The organism is Quatrionicoccus australiensis (genome assembly GCF_020510525.1).
Classification (GTDB): domain Bacteria; phylum Pseudomonadota; class Gammaproteobacteria; order Burkholderiales; family Rhodocyclaceae; genus Azonexus; species Azonexus australiensis_B.
Genome location: NZ_CP075188.1, coordinates 2156377 through 2174140 on the forward strand (window position 1 = coordinate 2156377; position 17764 = coordinate 2174140).

The following is a 17764-nucleotide window of genomic DNA, read 5'->3' on the forward strand; positions in this document are numbered from 1 at the left end:
TCGACTTACATTTTACCTAAAAAACCTCCCAATTGCTCTACTTCATTGGATCTAACATTGAACGAACCTCTCGTTTAGAAACTCGCATCCCAAATGTCGCAGAAACAATCCAATAAAGACAAATTGCATAAGAAAGCTCACGGTGGATCGGCTAACAATCGTTGAAAGGCTACCTCGACTGCTGCGGCACATCCCTGTTCGCTAAAAAAGACACCTCGAATCTGGATCGTCGCCGCCATCAGATTGACAAAGGCGTCAACAAGATCGGGGTCCGGCGGTGCAGGAGCCATCCAGAACTCGTCCAGGGATCCCTGAAAGCTCATTTCCGGCACGTCGTAAACTGCCTGCCCCAGAACCTTGACCGGGCAACCCGCCTGCAGCGCATGCAGGCCGGCAGTGCTATTGACCGTCACCATGCCGGCCGCCGAACGTGCCAGCGTATCGAGACTGCCGCCATCGAGATATTCGACGCGATCCGCCACCCCGAATGCCTTGGCCACCCGCCCAAGCTGCCGGCGCCAGTTGACCATGCCTGCATCCCACGGGTGAACCTTGACGATCAGACGGGTTTGCCGCGGGGCAAAGCAGGCGAAGGATTCAACGACCTGTCCGACAAGCTCGCCCATCCCGCTAAATGGCGAATAAGCAACAATCTGGAAGTCGTGATCCAATTGCAGCGGCAGCACGAAATATCGGCTACCGCCAGCGGCGATTTCCGCCACACGCGCCTGGTTTCTGTTCCGGTGAAGACGGGCGCGCAACAGATGCAAGGCGCTGGCCGGGGTGTAGATCAGCGTATGCGGGCGACAGTCCGTTCGCCGGTAATGCGGATAGCAGACACCCAGAAATAGATTGGCAAAGTTGTAGAGCAAGTCTCCGGCCGCCATCGCGAAGGCGCTGTCGGCGTAGTGCCGGGCCGGGTCGGTGCGACCGACGCTGCGGGCGCGCAGGCGGATTTCCTGCGGGTCGCGCGGAAAACGTGAGTTACCACCCATGCCGTCGCGTTCCAGCGTGATCCAGTCCGGGCGCAGGTAGCCAAAATCGGTGACGCTGACCCGTATGCCCCGCTTCTGGGCCAACACCACCGCTTCCTTGTGGTAACGCCGCTGCTCGCCAAGCAACACCAGATCGGTCACGCCATTACGCTCGAAAAAATCGGCGATGAAGCGCCCCCAGTCCGCCGCCCGCCCACGGTAGCTAAGTGTGTTGCGGCCGTGCCAGAAAAGCCAGTCACCAACGCAAAGATTGATCCGCGTTACCCGGCAGCCGCAGTTTTCCAGGGCTTCGCCCAGCCGCCGGAAAAACGGCGACGGCATGCCCTGCAGAAAAACGAAATGGCGCAGGGAGAGTTTCGCTTCGCAGGTCACGCCATCCACCTCAAGATGCCGACTCATGCTCGACAAACCAGCGAATCGAACGGGCCATCGACTCATCGAACCCGATGCGGCCTGCCCAGCCACCGTTTTGCCTGATTTTTTCTGCCGAATGGCCACAGGTTCGCCCGAAAATATTGACCAGGAGGCGATGCAGCAGAGGCTCGCGGGCCGGCGCGAGAACGCAATAAAGCCGCTCCAGCAAGCTCGCCAGACGCATGGCACTGGCAAACGACAGGTTGACGACGATGCCGCGCCCCTTGATGCCATCGCGCAACACCCGAATGAATTCGGCCCAGCTCACATCGTCCACATCACGAACGTTGTAGCACTCGCCCTGGGCAATCCCGGCCTCGGCTGCCCAGATCAGCGCATCGACCAGGTTGGCGACATCGACGAATCCGCCATTGGCCAGACCGCCGTCAATTTTCAGCATGACACCGGATCTGAGACTTTCGCCAATGCGCTCGACGAACTGGCTGCCCGGCCCGATGATGTTGCCCGGCCGGAGAATGACAAAGGGAATGTCGTTGGCCGTACAGAAACTGCGCACCAAGCTTTCACCCTGCAGCTTGCTCTCGCCATAGCCAAAACCGGCTCCCGACACTGACATGCTTTCATCACAGGGGAAAGGCGGAAACCCATAGACATCGACCGTCGAAACATGAACCAGCCGGGCCAGACCCGGATTGCTCCCGGCGATGGCCTCCAGCAGATTGCGCACGCCGTCGACATTGGTCAGGCGGTAGTTTTCGAGGCTATCCCAGGTGCGCACGTTGGCAGCGCAGTGAAAGACGGTCCGCACCCCGGCCACGGCCGCCTGAAGCGCCCCGGTATCGCCCAAATCGCCTTGCACGAATGTGCAACGACGGGCCAGATCATCGGGCAGACACGCCGGCGACCGGACCAGCAGACGAACCCGCCGGCCATCGTCGAGCAGGCGCCGAACGAGGTTCCGGCCGAGAAAGCCAGTCCCGCCGGTGACCATGACATCGGATTCAGTAATCTCCAGACTCATCGACATCCACTAAAATAGCGCCCTTGTTGCACGCTGGCATGACCCCAAAATTTTGAAAACAAGAATATTCAGCAGCATTGACCAGATACCCCAGGCGACGTGGAACGCGCTTCTGCCCGGTCACTCCCATGCCTTCTCGCATGAATTCTGGGCAATTATCGAACAATCCGGCATGAATGACTTCAGCCATCGTCATGTCCTTTTTCTCGCCAACGACGAAACTCCCGTCGCCCTGACCAGCTTTTACTCCGTCACCACCGACATTGCCATTTTTGCGCCCCTGCCGCTGCGCAAGCTGCTGGCCGGAATCCGCCGGTTTTTTCCCAATTTCCTCAAGTTGCGGATGCTCGAATGGGGCACCCCGATCACGGTCAGCAGCCCGCCATTCGTCACTGCCCACGGCACTTCGCCGACCGAAGTTGTCCGCCACATGCACGCCATACTGCAGGCCACGGCCAAGGCCGAAGGCCAGTGGCTGATCATCGTCCGCGACTTTGAAGCAAACACTGAAAACCTCCAGCACGAATTCACCCGGCTCGGCTATCACCTGGTAGATAGCCTGCCCAACACCTATCTCGACATTGCCTGGTCATCCGCCGCCGACTACCGCGCCGCGATGAAAAGTTACTACCGCAGCAAACTGCAGAAGCACCTGCGCCGCAACGAAGAGCAACAGGTTCGCCACGAACGGGTTGACGATTTCGACCACCTCGCCGACCAGCTCTGCGCCCAGTGGATGGTGGTTCACAACCAGGCCGACGAATTCCAGCGCGAAGTGCTCACCCCAACCTTCTACCGCAAATTTTCCCAAGGCATGGGCGCCCGCTCCAAAGCCCTGCTCTTCTACCGCGCCGATCAACTGGTCGGCCACGCCCTGCTCCTGCACGATGGCCCGCTCCTGCGCTGGCTCTACTTCGGCCGCAACGAGGCGAACAACGACAGCCTTTACCTCTACGTTGCCCATGCCGTGATCGAAACCGCCATCAATCTGCGGGCCGAACGACTTGAAATGGGGCTGACCACCTACTCGATCAAGCAGGATCTAGGCGCCATGCCAGGGCCGATCAAACTTGCCATCCGGGGACGCTCCCGTCTTTTCAACCGGCTGGTCGGCTGGGGCTACGGCCTGCTCAACACCCCTTCCCGCCTCACCGAAAAAAACATCTTCAAGCGCACGAAGGACTGAATCACCATCGGGCGAGCCAGGCCCGGGCCAACACGCCCAGCTTGCGTGCCTGCCGCCGTAGATAGCCGGCCCGCAGCCGCTGCAGGCCGCCAGACGCTTCCATGGCATTGCGCGTCTTGACGATTTTCTCCAGCACCGCTTCGCAGCTCGTGTAACCCTTCAAATCCCAGTCCCAATACAGCGGGTAGCGCAACAAAGTACCGGCGATCAAGGCTTCCACGGTCACCCCGAATTTTCGCCTTAAAAAGGCAGGGCTTTCCGGCAGTACATCTTCGGTCAGCCCCCAGCCGGCATAAAACGGCTGGCCGTAAACCACCACCCGCTTGCCCCTCAGCAAGGCATCAAAGCCGCTCAGCGACGTCATGGTGTGCACCACGTCGCAAGCTTCGATACAACTGATCACCGACAGATGCACCTCGACATGATCGGCCAGCGCCAGGGCACCAGCCATGGCAACCGAGCCGGCGCGGTTGCCCGACATCACGTCAGGATGCGGCTTGTAAACGATGAAAGCCTGCGGATGCGCCCGGCGTGCCGCCTGCAGCAAACCAAGGTTGGTTTTGACATCGGTGCAGCCGAAACGAATCGACGCATCGTCCTCCACCTGCCCCGGCACCAGCACCACCTCCCGGCCGCCGCTCGCCCAGCCCGCCTTTTCACGCGGCTCCAGGTTGTATTTGGTAATACCGTGTTCGACGATAAAAGCCTGAACCTGCCGCGCTCGTTGCAGTTCCTCTGCCGAAAACTCTCCCGCAGCAAGAATTTTCTCCAGGTCGGAAGGCTGTGTCGGATCAAAGTAAATACCGGACTCATCCAGCACCAGTGACAACGGGCGAATGAAGTCCGAACCCAGGCCCACCGAACGCACAAAGCCATCTTCCATGCGCAACAGCTGCGCCCCGCTTTCACGGGCCAGCTCGGCAACCCCGGCCGGCGCCTCGCGGCCCCAGAAAACCAGGCAATCCCGCGCCTGTGGCGCCTGTGCTGCAGCCTCACCGGCATCACGCACGAACACCACCTGCCGCTGATCGGGCCCCAGCATGGGCCGTATATTCGCCGCCTTCCAGCGCCGGAAACCCACGCCAATCATCCGCCCCGGATAACGCGCCGCCACTTCGCGCTGACGATTCAACCAGTCGATCACGTTGAAGATCGCCCCCCGCTGCCCCCATCAATCGTTTCCAGCAGTTCTTCCACAACTGAGAAATGCTGCCCCCAAGTTGGAGGAGCATAGTTTTCCATTCGGGCAATTTGCATTTGCCGCGCCATGCCGTCTGAATGCACAAAATCGAGCACCGCTTGTCGCCATCCAGGACCGTCAAGTGGGTCAAGGTAATGCGGAATATCTCCCGCAATCTCGCGGAACACCGGCATCTCGCTGGCTATGACAGGCACGCGCAGCATCAGCGCTTCAACCAGCGGCATGCCGAAACCTTCGATGAAGGACGGAAACAACAAAGCTTGCGCATGCATCAGCCAGGTCGCCAATTCCCGATCATCGCAGTGAGGCAATTCAATCACATGGTCCTTCAGGGCGGCACAGCGATCCAGTAAATCAACCACCTGTTCGCACTCCCAGCCTCTTTGACCAATCACCACCAACTTAGGCGCAGCCTCACCCATCTCGGCGACCAATTGCCGCCAGACATGCAAAAGAAGTAAATGATTTTTGCGCGGTTCAATCGTTCCCAGAACCACAAAATAAAGCTTTTCCAGTGGCCGGCTATAGTGAGGCTCCGGCAACCTGGCTGGAGCCAGTAAAGCCACGGCACAGGGTGGCATGGATATACCCCGCTCGGCGGAATAAGCCAGCAATTCATCCCGCGTCGCCGCAGAATTGACAATCAGCCCCTTGCCTACCGACAGCATGGTTTCCAGGCGCCGATGATGACGTGCAGCCTCACCTGCCCGGCAATATTCCGGATGCAAAATGGGAATCAGGTCATGCAAAAAGAACACCGGCTTGAGCCCGCGTCGCCTGACCCATGCAGCGTATTCCGGCCGATCCAGTCCGCTATGCCCGGTATTGAACAACATCCCGCAATGCTGCCTGGGCCAAGCCAAGAGATAGCTACGTGCCACACAGCGGCGAAGCACCGAGCGACCGGCAGGATCGCCATTGAGCAATATCTCAAAAATCCGCCGCGAATCCGCACCTCCCAATTCCACCCAGCGGCTGCCGATTCGGATGAGCGCAAAAGCGCTACCCATAAAATGCTGCAAATATTGCAGGCTGACACGGTCGACTCCTGTCGGGAGTCGGCTTTTCAGGAAACGATCAGCCAAACGGGTAATGTCAATCAGCATGGCCGAATGAGACGCACAGGCAAAGTTTTCAGAGAAGGATGGATGCAAGTTTGTATTGTATTTTCTCAAGTTGAATCAAAACATTCAGCCTCGCATCCCAATTAAGGCTTTTAGCAGCACCGAGAAGCTGATCACAGTAATAACTTGAAGCCAACGGCGAACAAGACAACCGACAATGCTCAACGCAACCATCGATGCTGCAACCGTGAGGAGAGCCTCGCCCCCAGCAGCACCGCCGGCAGTGACCCCAGCAACAGGTTACCCAACAACGCGAAGTCTACATAACCGATAAAAAAATGCCCCAACCCGGCAAACATTGCCAATGGAATGGCATGGACAATATCGGTCGCGATCAAGCGAGGAGGCGTTAGGCGCAATGGATAAAGATAAGTCAACAGGACTGCCCCCAGCGCCCCAGCACCAACAGACGTCAAGGCTACCAAGGTGCCAATGACCGCACCGGAAAAAACCGTCAGTGGTGCCTGTAGCTGTTTAAACAGGCTCTCCTCAGTCAGTCGAAAGCGACGCCCAAAACCATGCAGATATTTCTGCATGACCACACCCAGGGCCGTCACCAAAACCGCAATTCCAATTACCTCTTTCAAAAAAACCACAGACTGCGAACCGGGAGAAAACCACTGCATCAGTACAAGCGTTATTGCCGCAGCGGGAAGGCTACCAGCCCAAAGGCGCCTTACGACCGGCCAGTCGATCAAATCGTGATGATGGTGCACTCTTGTCGCCAACAACTTGGTGATCGAGGCAAACCACAGATCGGTTCCCACTGCCGTCACCGGAGCAACACCAAACAAAAGCAGGAGCAATGGCGTCATCAGCGCACCACCGCCTACGCCGGTCAAACCGACCAGAAACCCGGTAAATGCGCCTGCAGCAAGCAATCCAGGATCCGGCACTCATGCCCCTTCACGAATAAACTCAGTGATCTCGCTCAGGCATTGCACTACCGAAAACTGGTCCGTTTTAAGGTGTAACTCTGGCGCCAAAGGTGGTTCGTAGGGACTATCCAGCCCGGTAAAGTCGCTGATCAGTCCTTGGCGGGCTTTGGCATACAAGCCCTTGGTATCTCGCTGCTCACATCGGGCTAAAGTTGCATCGACAAAAATCTCGACGAACTCACCGGAATCAAAAAGAGCACGCGCAGCATCTCGTTGCGCCCGAAACGGAGAGATAAACGCCACCATGACGATCAAACCGGCATCAACCATCAACCTGGCCACCTCGGCCACTCGGCGAATATTCTCATCCCGGTCTACCGCCGAAAAACCGAGATCACGGTTCAGACCATGTCGAACATTGTCCCCATCAAGCACATAGACAAATCTGCCGGCAGAATGCAATTCTTTCTCCAAAGAATTGGCCAAAGTGGATTTTCCTGCCCCCGAAAGGCCGGTAAGCCATATACACCTTGGCCGCTGATTCATAAGTGCTGATCTGCGGGCCTTGCCTACGCTGCTATGCTGCCAAAATAGATTCATCGTTGTATTTTTCTGACTCTCCTAGTCAATGATGTCATGGTTGAGCCTCCCATGGAGGCTCAACCATGCACTAGAAAAATCTAGCCATTGATCGAAAAAGTCACCTGATTGACCCCAGGCCCTGCGCGGTAAACACGACAGAAGTCAGGATGTTCAGGAATTTCTGGAGTTCCGCCGCCGGTGCATTCGAAACGTACAGCACATCCTTGTTGTGAATCGGAAAGCCCTGCGCCACGAAGAAACTACGCGGATCCTTCAGGTCTACACGATAGATCACAGGCACCTTGCCATCAGGCGTCAAAGACGGATTCTCGCCAGCCACACCAAGCACCAGCGGTTCTTCATAACGGAAAATGAACACTCCCATGGCATCGGCGCGGCTATCCTGCAAGCCTCCGGATCGTGCAAGCGCTTGAGCTAGTGTTATGCCCTGCGCTTCGAAAAACACCTCTTCGTTTTTACCCGTCGCACCGAGTGCCGTAAAACTCAGCGGCTGGAATAGGACCGTCACCACATCTCCCGGCTGCAAGACAATGTTCTGCTTGGGGTCCTGAATCACGCTGTCCAGTGCCATCGCCTGAACAACCTCGCCGCGTGTAATCTGAACTGTCATCTTGCCCACCGGCTGACGCACGCCCCCTGCCGCTGCAACGGCATCAAGCAGCCGTTCCCCCTTAGCCGTTAACGGCATCCGAATGCTCTGCGCCACCTCACCAACCACAGTGACATTCGAGGTGGCATTGCGGGTCACACGTACCAAAACTTGCGGCTGGTTAGCCTTTCCCTGCAAACGACGGGCAATATCCAGTTCGATTTGTTGTGGGGACTTACCTGCCGCTGGCACCATTCCAGCAAACGGAATATTGATCGCCCCTTCGTAGGACACCATCTGTTCTGGAAATGTAGTCACCCTTGTCGTCATCGCACCGGCTCTCGGATCAAGCGTAGTCGATCCAAACAAGGTAGCCGGCGGCGCCTCCCATATCGAGACCTCCACGATATCGCCCGCTCCCACTCGATACCCCGGCAATTTGTCGCTGAAGAAAACATCGGCGAAACGAACCCGCCTTTCAGCTGCAAAAACTCGGCGCGCTACGGCATCGTCGATATCGACAATCTGAATGGGCAAAGACGAAATCGCCTCCGCCCGCAAAACCTGTTCCTTATTGGCCCCGGATGATGGAATCATCGAACATCCAGCCAAAAAAAAGGTTGCCAAAGCGACCACAAGAACCGAAAAAGCAGGAACCTTGGCAAAAGATGGAAAATTCATAAAAAACACAAAGCCTTATTGAAAACGCATTTATGACAGAGCGAGAATTACGAAATGATCGCTGAAATGCCGAAAAATCTCCAGTTATTTCCCTAGTGCAGTAAATCGCCCCAGAGCCACTAGACGTTGCCCCCTTAAACTTAGATGAAAGGAGAAATCATGAACGGAAAGCCTTACTTGGAAAAATTCAAGATTGAAGCTGTCAGGCCACGACTGATCATGGTGATCCCAACGCGAAAGTATGAGCTAGAAATACTTCGATCCGGGCCCACCGCATTTGATCGGCCAGCACCGCCACGGGGTAATACAGATCAATCATCTGATCGAATCGGCCACGGAAAAACATCGGTGCTAATAAGACCTTCCCCAGCTCCTCTCAGATTTCTATAACCATCAATTTAATTCCTCAGAGATTTCTTTGGGGAAATTTACAGCCGAATCCCTTTGCTTGCCGATGCAGGATTTTTGCAGGGCCGACTAATTAAACCCCAACCTCTTGTATAACTCATTTAATCTATTCGTGTAACTTTCCTCTGAAAAAAACACTGACCTAAGGACTCCCCGACTTTCCAATTCAACTCTTAGCGAATCATCGGAATCAATCATACGTATAGCTTTAGCGATAGCAACCGAATCCAGCGGATCAACCGCTAGCGCCGCATCGCCAGTGACTTCGGGAAGACTGCTAGTAGCAGAGGTAATGACTGCTGTACCAAGTTTCATTGCCTCCAATACTGGCAGCCCAAACCCCTCGTACAGTGAAGGGAAAACGAGAGCTTTGGCCCCCTTTATTAAGGAAACGAGAAATGATAGAGGCAAATACTCCAAGTAAACTATGGAACTTCCTCTAGGAGACCCCTTAGCAATTTCCAGATTCTTCAATTCTTGCTTAGATTGCCACCCGGGAGCCCCAATAATAACCAATTTTGAATTAACACCACTACTCAAATAGGCTTCAATTATTCTTCCAATATTCTTCTTGGGCTCTACTGCGCCATAGAATAAGAAATAGTTTTTCCACTGGAGACCAAATATCCCCTCAATTTCGCTTAGGCAAACTGAAGTGCTCTTCTCGGCAATAGCAGATGGAAACGATACAGCTTGCGATGTATTCGTCACCTTATTTTCTGGCACACCCAATATATCAATAATATCACGCTTGGAGTTTTCAGAAACAGTAACAATATGGTCGGCAACATCTGCAATTTTTCTACAAATATTGTAATAACGCCTCTTGTTGTCGAGTGTTGTATATGGAAGCTTAAGTGGAATTAAATCGTGAATTGTATAAATATTAGTCGCTTTTGGCATGCGACAAGGAATAGGGTAAGTCCAATGCACAACATCGAAATTCCCTGCCTTAAGATTTCCAAACGCACCAAATGCATCAAATGATATTTTTGATAAACGAAAAAAATCAGGGCTATTTAAAAATGAGACACCACAGGGAAATCTATACCTGATTGGATCGATGTTCACTACTCCGGTTATGGGAATTTCTATCGCTTTTCTACCCATAGAGGCAAAGACACCAGCCACATAACTTCTTAGTAACCGAACTACCGATTGCTTATTTTGAATAGCGCCTTCAAAAAATAAAACTTCTGATAACAGGGGCGATTTTCCAGAAATACTCTTTCCGTAACAAATACTAACATCATGACCAGAACCAACTAAGGCATTAGCCAAATTTCTACCGTAGGTTGCAACGCCGGTACCTCTTTCCAAGCCCAGGTTATATCCATCTATTAGTATCTTCATGCCCCTCCATTCGCAATAACATCTTCAAGAAATTTTATTCTCTGATTAGCCTCGATTAGCTGGTAATGTAGATCTTGATAAACTACAACGTTGTCAGAAAAAGAAATATCCCCGCTGTCATTTGCCAACAAACATTTTCGCGAAGCCAACCGAAAATTTTGCAATGGGTTATCAAGCAAGAAACCAAACATTCTTGACGTATTGATAATAGGTTCAGAAACTTTTCGACATTGCACATTCAACGATATTCCACTTCTGTGCGATTCTACTGTTGGTATCCAACCATTTGATGCATCAGCCACAGGGGAACTCCACCACGAGTATGATGAAAATCCTAAAACATCAAGAATATCAATCAGCATTCTCTGTGTGAAGCCGAAACGGTGGACTTCTAAGGAGTTGTCCCTTCCTCCTACACCATAAATCAATCCCATAGCGAAAAAGTCGCTATCGGAACTTTTGATTTGTTGCAACAAGGCCATCACATCAGGAACAGCGATCCGTAAAACTCCATCGTACTTTAATATGCGAGAAAACTCAGCTAATGCTTTAAATGAGTCAGGCCATGAAATATGTTCCAATACGTGACTCGCCAGCACTTCATCACAAGATGAGCTTTCTACGTTGTGCATATTAGTAACATCTGCAACTATATCTGGATTGTGGACAGGGTCAATATCAACAGTTAGATAACCAGTCGGCTTGTAATTTCTAGATCCAACATATAATTTCATATATACCACCCAAAAAACAAAATCGCAAATTAATATTATTTCACCTAAAAAGCCAATATAAATTATATTGTGACACGGCGACATCCTTGATCCACTCAACAAACTGAAACCGCCCAGCCTCACTTCTAGAGAAATTATATTTTTCAAAAATATCCGGCCGCTCTATTATGATTATTTTTTCTAACGGCGAGCAATAAAAAAAATCACCTTTGCAAACAAATCCATTTAATATCTGGGCAATAAATTTAATATTTCGTTTGCAGTACAAGTCGTGCTCATTCGCGCCGTGCAATACGAGCCAAGCAATACCGCGCTCGAACGAGACAACGGCATCATTACCAGCGAACAAGGTACGTAGATCTTTCCTGCCCAATATAGCAACAGCCATTAACCACGTAATATCCAACCCGTCATTAAAACAGCTAATATATTTTAACTGATCAAGTTTATGATGGAGGTCGATATTTTTCCTTACATCCCACGCCCCTCTATCTTCAATGGTTGCATGTAACAAATCATCGCCAAGCCTCTCCATAAACGAAGCTGGTGGCAACAGCAATTTTTCATCACAATAGTTATTAAATAAATCCGCTGAATGCAACAAGTCTTCAACCAGCCTTCTATGATCAAAGAACCCCGTGCTTCCCTGAAAAATAAGGTTGGCCATCTATCGTATAAATTTATTTAATATATTAAACGGGCCGCCTTTAGCAACTTTAGGCAAAGACAAATCGCAGTTCACTATTTTTCCAAAAAGCGTAACTGTTATTTTTTTTAACGCGTCACCATCAAATACACAGAGATCGATAGATGGCAGAAACGCAAATTTATTTCCTGGATACTTCAGCGTAGTAAATTTACGCAACTCACCCAGAAATGAATTTATTGTTACTTGAAACCGCCCCTCGCTTTTAGTACAGCGAGCCAGATCCCCAATAATTCCATAATCTTCAATCAAATTAAAATTATCGAAAATCGCTATGCAAAAATCAAAACACCCGGTATCAAGAGGCAGATTCCCACCATTAGACGGAATCACTTCAACAATGCCACTTAAGGCTTTTTGGGTTCTTAAAAAATTCTTAGCCGACACAACAACCACGTCGTATGGACCCCACATGCTTTTTTGTGCAGCAGTACTCAGCCATTCGGAATACAACCCATCATCAATAGCGAGATAAACCAGCCTAACCATGTTGCCAATCGATGATTTATACTCATCGAGTGCAATTTCAAAAATTCTTTTTTTATTAATTAAATTTTCATCATATTTGATTGATGACTCAAGTATGAAACGACGCATATCCGTTGATAATGCACTCAATACTGTACTGCTGATTTCTTTACTACTATGTTCCATCATGCACGCTGGCTGCTTATATCCTGATGGGCATTTTATAGCCCACGTTTTTGTAGTCCACCAGCAGTTTTCGCAGGACTTTGATCCAAGATTTATGTTTTGAGAATATCCGAAAAATTTTAATGGTGTTGGTCCGAACATGACTACTGCTAAGGTATTCATTGCCCGCGCAACGTGAACTAATCCACCTTCGGTATCCAAATGAACACTTGCAAATTTCATCAAGCACGCAGTTTCATCAAACGAAGTCGCCCCTCTTAGATCGAGATCAACACCATCGATTAATTCTTCGTTAGCATCGCCAAGTTGGACTGTATATATACCAGAGTCTTTAAGTATCGAGACGATGTCCGCCCAAGTGGAAATAGGGAGGTTTTTTGTTTGTAAGCCACCAAAATTGGACATGTTTTTATCAGATCCGTGATGTACCGTGACATAACACTTATCAGATAATGCAGAATAATTTTCCTGCGTCATTGAAAACCTTGGGAAATAATTAAGTTGCGTCTTACTATCAACTGGCAAATATCCGCTATATCCCAAAACGTCTAACTTAGACATTCCAGATTTAACAACTTCATTCGCGAATGAGTTATTCAAATACGGCCATGAATATCTAACATATTTTTGATAATCTAAGGATCGACTGTTTGCCACTCTCAAAAAATCTCTCGGCACTCTTGAAAGAGGGGGGGCAATATATGATATCGCGTACCGAACCTCCGCAATTAAATCGAAAATATCGATAGAAGAACTCAGATCTAAAAATTCGCTTAATTTTTCGCCATGTAAATGAACACAAGAAAACACATAAGGATTATTAGAAAAAATCACATTTACAGCTGGGTTCTCATGAACCACAACAATTCGCGGTGATACGAACCGCGAAAAGAAGGCAGGCAAGATTGAAGACAAATATAGCATGTCTCCAAATCCTCCAGAACCATATATAAGAATACATACAGGATCAATATCATTCCCATTGTGTGGGAACATACCAAACAATTGACCGTTTATTCCTAATTTCTCTAATAATGATAGCCAGGAATCTCGTCGCTGTACGAGCGTCAGTGTCTTTACTGCTTCGCTAATTCTGGATGCTTCAAATTTAGTTCTTAAAGATGGCTCATTTATTACATCTCGTATCGCCTCTGGAACTCTAGCAAGTTGCAATTCAAGTGAACGCTTCTCAATTTCCAACTTTGAAATTATTGCTTCTTTTTCAGCCAGCAAATCACAAAGCGCCAAGTTTTGGATTTTGCCGACTATAGATTTTTCTTCAGATGTACTGTCTACACTCATTTGGCGCTTTCTTTTGTACCCATTAAATTGACCAATGCTTGTTGAGGAAGACTATTGGTGGTCAGATTTTCAGCCCTTTCAAACATCGCTTTGGCCTCATCGTTCTCTCCCGTTGCTAATAGAACATTACCTATAAGGAAATACACTTCCCACGCGGCCGCCACATCAACACTATCCAAATTAAAGCTAAGTAGATGTCGCGCAGCCGCATAGTAACCCGCCTCAAATGCATGACGCGAAAGTAAATACTTGGCATTAAAATTGTTCTGCCTTGAAAGGACACTCATAAAAATAACTTGTAGATCAGACAAATGGTTACACTTGAAAAATCTATTCAATATTTCACTTGGAACACAATCACGGTTAGCAGCTAGCAATGCCAATCCCATAACGTCAACCTGATCAGAAATAATTCGAGAATAACGACTTGTTTCAATTATTCTATCAACCAATTCCATAGAGTATCTTAGGCCGAGCTGCAGTACTCCTGCAGCCATACGGTCGGGCAACACATCATCGTTGAATATATTAAAATAATCGTTTATCCAGAAATTATCCGCGCCAGCCAATTTAGCGCATCTAGAAGCGCTAATCCAAAATGAATCCCAATCTTTTCTTTTAAAATATACAATACTTTTTTTAAAATGCCAGACACTGTCCATTACATCTTCATCGAAAAAAATCGGCAATGTTTGGGGTTCACCTTCGAACTCTCTAAGCCATGGCAGAGTCATCAACGCGCGACGAATTTGCTCCGTATTTGCAATAATATCTGGCGGAAAGCTAACGGATCGAAGATGATATATGTCATCAAAAAAACTATCGAGCGCCCCCTGAGATTTTAAAAATGGCTCAATACCATGCCCGGTATTAATATAAAAAATTTTTATTTCTGGCCGGGTAAGAATAGACGAATCTTCAAGATGGATAGAATCATTTATTGATTGCACTGGAAAAATCATAAAAACAGAAGGTAGTTTTTCCGAAGCCAAAAGATCATTCGCTAAATTAGGGGCATCCCCCCCCCAAATTGCCTGCGCTCTTGAATGCCTATCCGAAAGTTTTAAATGAGCAGATACTCCATAGCACGAAGTTAAATTCGGTATTTTGTCTAATTCAAGAGCCAACCGTACGGCTGCATACCCACCCATGGAAAAACCATAAGAGATAACCTTATCATAACCTCGCGCAACATCGGATATTTTATATATTATATCCAACCAATCGGTACAGAAAAAATCAGAATCACCCTCAAATATTATTACAGATATATTCAAACGCACAGCACGCTTGTAATGATAAGGTAATTTTCTCTGGGTAAAATATGCTGGAGAAAATACAATGAGAAGCGTGTCTGAACCATTTTCAACTCTGCTCATTAACGTTTGGCTCCCAACCCTCTCTCTAAGCTGTGTATTACTCATTTGTGTATTCTGAATAAGCCTCGTCGATAGAATTAAACGAATCTAATTTACCGTTACGCAATATAGCGGCTGTGTTGCAATATTCTCGAATATTCCCGGGATCATGGGAAACCAGGAGCAACGCCCGATCACTACGCTGCTCAAATAATTCATAATGACATTTCGCGTGAAATCGACTATCCCCTACTGCGATAACCTCATCTATTAGATAGCAGTCAAATTCAATTGCCATTGTCAAACCAAATGCTAACCTAGCGCGCATGCCGCTCGAGTATGTTTTAACCGGCTCCAAAAGGTAAGAACCTAGCTCTGTAAAATCTTCGATAAAAGGACGAATTTTATAAAAATTAACCCCATACACCCGAGATATAAATCTTATATTATCCAGTCCAGATAATGAACCTTGAAATCCGCCAGCAAATGCTAGCGGCCATGAAACTGACATTTTTCTAGTTACGGTTCCACTTGTCGGAGCTTCTACACCAGAAATTATCTTAATCAAGGTAGACTTCCCAGCACCATTTCGTCCGAGAATCCCAACCCGCTGTCCCATTTCTATTTTAAGTGATGCATTTTTCAAAACCACATTTCTACCGTTACGAGTTTCATATGATTTTGTTACATTATCAAGATAGATCATTCGCACTCCAGCCTATTTCTTACAACTTTTGTCAACAAAAGCGCGATTAAAACAAATGCCAAGCTAACAAATAAAAAATATTGGATGTCATAATGCGTTCTTATTGAAGAGCCAAATTGGCCGCTACGCATTAACTCAGTAGCTGTAACTGTTGGAACAAAAACTGCATAGGATTGAACGCTCGAAGGCAACCAGTCTACTAAAAAAAAAGCTCCCGACAAAGGCATCATAAAATAGCTTATTGGATGCCAAAATCGATCTACAATATCACTTAGTGAATTTAAACAACCTAATGTTGTAGAAAGTCCAAAACTAAATATCGCTAAAATAGCCCAACCTTGTAACATAGGAAATATAGAAGATGGCGGCTCCATAAATCCGAGCGTTATCATAAACAATTCAACAACTATAAAAGAAAACGTTGTTGTTAGAAACTCCAGAATAAACCGGGCTAAAAATATATCAAGGAGAGTCACGTTCCGATGATATAAAAGACTCCTATTTGACTCTATGGCCACAAGAGATCTACCTGTGGAATTTCTCCACAACAAAACTGTAGCATACCCGGTCACCACGAACGGTATTACCGGCAACTTAGAGCCGTGAATGCTGGATGTTGCCGCCCATAGCGCGGCTATCCCAAATGTAAAAAACAAAGGTTCTACAAAGGCCCATAAAAAACCAATATTATTACGCCCATATCTAGTTATAACCTCGCGCATTAATAAAGCCCAAATGACCCTTGTTTGCGTAAAAAACAAGCGGTTCAGAGAACGAATTGATTTATCAATTCTCATGATGCTCACGAACGCCGGAAACAAGAAGGCCGCCAATTCCCCATGCCAATAATCCAAAAACAAAAGTAATGAATATTTTTTCTATTCGGCGAGGCTCCATTGATTCATCAGGCAAACTTGGTTGAACAATTCGTTCAAGATAAAGCTGCTTACGTTGAGCTTCATTCTTGGCTTGTTCAAATGTGCTCATGGCGCTAGCCAGCATCTTTTCAGAAAATTCTCTTTCCAATACGAGTCGTTGATACTCCGCAACCTTACTGGCAAGAGAGCGTTCACCGCCAGTGACTCTACGGGTTTCTACGTCTATTTCGCTGTTAAGCAAACCAACGCGTTGACGCAACACAGGCAATTGCGGATTTTCCTTGGCAAGTTTTTCCAGCTGCATCACCTGCGCTTTAGTCGAAATCAACTCGTCCTGCAGTTTTGCAATTTGCTGCAAAGGAATAGTTGATTGCTTTTCCGGATCGATCACCCCCTTGGCATTTCGATATTGGGATAAAGCCAGGGCGGCAGCTTTCGCTTTGCTCTGTGCTTCGGCAACTTCGGCGGTGGCAAAGCGGATCATGTCCTGGCGGCCCCGCTCGTTCAGCTTGTTAACCAGACTCTCGGCCAGCTCAACGAGGCGTTGATTGACGCTTTGCGCTCCTTCGGGGGTAAAGGCACGAACGGTCAGGGTTGTAATTGAAGAGGTTGAATCAAGCTGGACGTTTACCTTTTTCTGGTAGTACTGGTGAAAGGCTTCCAGGCTCTCATCCCAATCCGTACCGGCAAAACGGCTGAACAAGTCGATTTTTGATGATGAATAGGCTTCCTTGATCTTTAGCTCATCGTTAAGAGCTTTCAGCGCATCACGAGACAGCACGTAATCCTGAACGGTATAGGAATCATCCTGCGCCTTGGAGAAGCCGGCTCCTTTAAGAATCAGGCCGAGAGGAGAGGCAGATTGCCGCTCGGGGCTGCGCACCACGAACCGTGACTCGGAAATATATACATCAGAAGCAATCAAGCCAAAATAGAGGATGGACAAGCTTGTGGGAATGATCGTGGTGATCAGCAGCAGCTTGTTACGGAACAACTCAGTAATGGATTTCAA

The 17764-nt window shown here is 48.7% G+C and carries 17 protein-coding genes; 1 reads left to right on the forward strand and 16 read right to left on the reverse strand.

Annotation, left to right across the window (positions count from 1 at the left end; genetic code table 11):
- Positions 1–137 precede the first annotated feature (137 nt).
- Genes KI612_RS10385 through KI612_RS10395 form a run of 3 tightly spaced genes read right to left on the reverse strand, consistent with a single transcriptional unit; the run spans position 138 to position 2581 of the window.
- Complete coding sequence (locus KI612_RS10385) at positions 138–1376, reverse strand: capsule biosynthesis protein (protein WP_226440019.1); 1239 nt, start codon at positions 1374–1376, stop codon at positions 138–140.
- A gap of 1 nt (position 1377) precedes the next feature.
- A complete protein-coding gene (locus KI612_RS10390) occupies positions 1378–2391 on the reverse strand; it encodes an NAD-dependent epimerase/dehydratase family protein (RefSeq protein WP_226440020.1) in 1014 nt (337 codons plus the stop codon).
- Positions 2372–2581, reverse strand: a complete 210-nt coding sequence (locus tag KI612_RS10395) for a hypothetical protein (protein ID WP_226440021.1) — start codon at positions 2579–2581, stop codon at positions 2372–2374. Before KI612_RS10395 ends, KI612_RS10390 begins: the two co-directional genes overlap by 20 nt.
- Between KI612_RS10395 and KI612_RS10400 the strand changes: the two genes are divergently transcribed.
- Complete coding sequence (locus KI612_RS10400) at positions 2564–3577, forward strand: GNAT family N-acetyltransferase (protein ID WP_226440022.1); 1014 nt, start codon at positions 2564–2566, stop codon at positions 3575–3577. The genes KI612_RS10395 and KI612_RS10400 overlap by 18 nt on opposite strands.
- A gap of 1 nt (position 3578) precedes the next feature.
- On the opposite strand, the gene KI612_RS10405 is transcribed toward KI612_RS10400, so the two are convergent.
- The 13 genes from KI612_RS10405 to KI612_RS10465 all read right to left on the reverse strand — a co-directional run bounded on the left by KI612_RS10405 (position 3579) and on the right by KI612_RS10465 (position 17764).
- Positions 3579–4721 (reverse strand): capsular polysaccharide export protein, LipB/KpsS family, encoded by a 1143-nt coding sequence (locus KI612_RS10405; protein ID WP_226440023.1) that lies wholly within the window; start codon positions 4719–4721, stop codon positions 3579–3581.
- The gene (locus tag KI612_RS10410; protein WP_226440024.1) at positions 4718–5932 is read right to left on the reverse strand and encodes a glycosyltransferase family 4 protein; all 1215 of its coding nucleotides are present in this window, start codon (positions 5930–5932) and stop codon (positions 4718–4720) included. Before KI612_RS10410 ends, KI612_RS10405 begins: the two co-directional genes overlap by 4 nt.
- Positions 5933–6063: 131 nt before the next feature.
- Positions 6064–6798, reverse strand: coding sequence for a sulfite exporter TauE/SafE family protein (locus KI612_RS10415; protein ID WP_226440025.1), 735 nt, complete (start codon positions 6796–6798; stop codon positions 6064–6066).
- Positions 6799–7380: an adenylyl-sulfate kinase gene (gene cysC / locus KI612_RS10420; RefSeq protein ID WP_264180710.1), complete on the reverse strand. Its 582-nt coding sequence runs from the start codon at positions 7378–7380 to the stop codon at positions 6799–6801. It abuts the gene before it with no gap.
- A gap of 100 nt (positions 7381–7480) precedes the next feature.
- The gene (locus KI612_RS10425; protein WP_226440026.1) at positions 7481–8653 is read right to left on the reverse strand and encodes a polysaccharide biosynthesis/export family protein; all 1173 of its coding nucleotides are present in this window, start codon (positions 8651–8653) and stop codon (positions 7481–7483) included.
- Positions 8654–9130: 477 nt separating this feature from the next.
- Positions 9131–10414 (reverse strand): glycosyltransferase family 4 protein, encoded by a 1284-nt coding sequence (locus KI612_RS10430; protein WP_226440027.1) that lies wholly within the window; start codon positions 10412–10414, stop codon positions 9131–9133.
- A complete protein-coding gene (locus KI612_RS10435) occupies positions 10411–11148 on the reverse strand; it encodes a class I SAM-dependent methyltransferase (protein WP_226440028.1) in 738 nt (245 codons plus the stop codon). The genes KI612_RS10430 and KI612_RS10435 overlap by 4 nt, the downstream gene beginning before the upstream one ends.
- 40 nt (positions 11149–11188) lie before the next feature.
- Positions 11189–11815, reverse strand: a complete 627-nt coding sequence (locus KI612_RS10440) for a hypothetical protein (protein ID WP_226440029.1) — start codon at positions 11813–11815, stop codon at positions 11189–11191.
- Positions 11816–13810, reverse strand: coding sequence for a glycosyltransferase family 9 protein (locus KI612_RS10445; protein WP_226440030.1), 1995 nt, complete (start codon positions 13808–13810; stop codon positions 11816–11818). It abuts the gene before it with no gap.
- Positions 13807–15234: a hypothetical protein gene (locus KI612_RS10450; RefSeq protein ID WP_226440031.1), complete on the reverse strand. Its 1428-nt coding sequence runs from the start codon at positions 15232–15234 to the stop codon at positions 13807–13809. The genes KI612_RS10445 and KI612_RS10450 overlap by 4 nt, the downstream gene beginning before the upstream one ends.
- Positions 15227–15874: an ABC transporter ATP-binding protein gene (locus tag KI612_RS10455; protein ID WP_226440032.1), complete on the reverse strand. Its 648-nt coding sequence runs from the start codon at positions 15872–15874 to the stop codon at positions 15227–15229. Before KI612_RS10455 ends, KI612_RS10450 begins: the two co-directional genes overlap by 8 nt.
- Positions 15871–16671, reverse strand: coding sequence for an ABC transporter permease (locus tag KI612_RS10460; protein ID WP_226440033.1), 801 nt, complete (start codon positions 16669–16671; stop codon positions 15871–15873). The genes KI612_RS10455 and KI612_RS10460 overlap by 4 nt, the downstream gene beginning before the upstream one ends.
- Positions 16661–17764: a hypothetical protein gene (locus KI612_RS10465; protein ID WP_226440034.1), complete on the reverse strand. Its 1104-nt coding sequence runs from the start codon at positions 17762–17764 to the stop codon at positions 16661–16663. The genes KI612_RS10460 and KI612_RS10465 overlap by 11 nt, the downstream gene beginning before the upstream one ends.